We start from the raw sequence: 2,500 nt of genomic DNA on the forward strand, positions 1-2,500 counted from the left end.
CGCCAAACGAAAAAGGCGCCCGGTTAGGGCGCCTGATTATATGATATGGTTGGTTGCGGGGACAGGATTTGAACCTGTGACCTTCAGGTTATGAGCCTGACGAGCTACCGGGCTGCTCCACCCCGCGGCAATGGGAGTTCGCTTGTGGCGAGCGACATGTGAATGGGTTTTTTCCGTGCGTTTCTTGTGGTTCGGGACACCGGCTGCAATGCCTGGCGACGACCTACTCTTCCATCGCTTAGGCGATAGTACCATCGGCGCAGTCTGGTTTCACGTCCGAGTTCGGGATGGGATCGGGTGGGTCACAGACGCTATAGTCACCAAGCAATGAAGCCGGTGTGTCCGCAAGGGGCGCGTTGGCGCCCTTTGTTTTCAAGAAGGGGGTTTGATCGATGAACCGTGCAGGCTGTGTGTATCATCACACATCGAACAGAGCGCTGGATGGTATCCAGGGCTGTTGTTGATGGTGGAACTCTCAAGCGCGAATAGGACAATTAGGACCGGTTAGCTCCATGCGTTACCGCACTTCCACATCCGGCCTATCAAGGTGATGGTCTTTCACCGTCCTAAGAAATCTTATCTCGAGGGAGGCTTCCCGCTTAGATGCTTTCAGCGGTTATCCCGTCCATACATAGCTACCCAGCTGCGCTCTTGGCAGAACGACTGGTACACCAGAGGTATGTTCAACCCGGTCCTCTCGTACTAGGGTCAACTCCTCTCAAATTTCGACGCCCACGGCAGATAGGGACCAAACTGTCTCGCGACGTTCTGAACCCAGCTCACGTACCACTTTAATTGGCGAACAGCCAAACCCTTGGGACCTGCTCCAGCCCCAGGATGTGATGAGCCGACATCGAGGTGCCAAACAACCCCGTCGATATGAGCTCTTGGGGGTTATCAGCCTGTTATCCCCGGCGTACCTTTTATCCGTTGAGCGATGGCCCTTCCACGAGGGACCACCGGATCACTATGACCGACTTTCGTCTCTGCTCGACTTGTCAGTCTCGCAGTCAGGCTGGCTTATGCCATTGCACTCTAACAGCCGGTTTCCAACCGGCCTGAGCCAACCTTCGCGCGCCTCCGTTACTCTTTAGGAGGCGACCGCCCCAGTCAAACTACCCGCCACAGAGGGTCCCAGCACCGGATAACGGTGCGTGGTTAGACAGTAGAGAACAACAGGGTGGTATTTCACTTGGTGGCTCCACACCAGCTGGCGCCGGTGCTTCAAAGCCTCCCACCTATTCTACACAGTTGTTCTCCACTGCCACTCTGAAGCTGCAGTAAAGGTGCACGGGGTCTTTCCGTCTAACCGCGGGTACTCCGCATCTTCACGGAGAATTCAATTTCGCTGAGCATGTCCTGGAGACAGTGGGGAAGTCGTTACGCCATTCGTGCAGGTCGGAACTTACCCGACAAGGAATTTCGCTACCTTAGGACCGTTATAGTTACGGCCGCCGTTTACCTGGGCTTCATTTCGGAGCTTGCACCCCTCCACTTAACCTTCAGGCACCGGGCAGGCGTCAGGCCCTATACGTCGTCTTGAAGCCGACTTAGCAGAGCCCTGTGTTTTTGCTAAACAGTCGCTACCCCCTGGCCTGTGCCCCCTCAAAAAGCTTGCGCTCAGTGAGGGCCTCCTTCTTCCGAAGGTACGGAGGCAATTTGCCGAGTTCCTTCAGGACACTTCTCTCAAGCGCCTTGGTATACTCTACCTGACCACCTGTGTCGGTTTCGGGTACGGTCTATACGGTGGGGCTATTTCCCGGGACAACTTCGAAGCATGCTCAATCCAATAAGAGCATACAACACACGTCATCCGTCACACACCACCAGGCCCACGAATATTAACGTGGTTCCCATCGACTACCCCCTTCGGGCTCGTCTTAGGGGCCGGCTCACCCTGCGCGGATTAGCCTTGCGCAGGAACCCTTGGTCTTTCGGCGAGAGGGCATCTCACCCTCTTTATCGCTACTCATGTCTGCATTCGCACTTCCGATACCTCCACAGACCATTACCAGTCTGCTTCTCAGGCTTACGGAACGCTCCGCTACCGCGTGCTCGTAAACGAGCACACCCTAAGCTTCGGTGCGTGTCTTGAGCCCCGTTACATCTTCGCCGCAGGAACCCTTATTTAGACCAGTGAGCTGTTACGCTTTCTTTAAAGGATGGCTGCTTCTAAGCCAACCTCCTGGTTGTTTTGGGATTCCCACATGCTTTCCCACTTAGACACGACTTGGGGACCTTAGCTGTAGGTCAGGGCTGTTTCCCTTTTGACGACGGACCTTAGCACCCGCCGTCTGTCTCCTGGATATCACTCCTAGGTATTCGGAGTTTGGTTAGAGTTGGTAGATCTCGCGACCCCCGCATCCATCCAGTGCTCTACCCCCTAGGGTGTTCATCCAAGGCACTACCTCAATAGTTTTCGCGGAGAACCAGCTATTTCCCGGCTTGATTGGCCTTTCACCCCTAAACACAACTCATCCGGTAACTTTTCAACGTTAAT

At 54.8% G+C, this 2,500-nt stretch carries 1 tRNA gene and 2 rRNA genes (1 of these 3 cut by a window edge); all 3 read right to left on the bottom strand.

Features of this window, described 5'->3' with window-relative positions:
• Positions 1-50 precede the first annotated feature (50 nt).
• Positions 51-127 (bottom strand) — tRNA-Met (locus FHT02_RS21065).
• Positions 128-210: 83 nt separating this feature from the next.
• Positions 211-325, bottom strand: a 5S ribosomal RNA gene (gene rrf / locus FHT02_RS21070).
• 149 nt (positions 326-474) lie between these two features.
• Positions 475-2,500: ribosomal RNA gene (locus tag FHT02_RS21075) — 23S ribosomal RNA — on the bottom strand (it continues 769 nt past the right edge of the window).

This window comes from Sphingomonas xinjiangensis (assembly GCF_014199255.1).
Classification (GTDB): domain Bacteria; phylum Pseudomonadota; class Alphaproteobacteria; order Sphingomonadales; family Sphingomonadaceae; genus Sphingomonas; species Sphingomonas xinjiangensis.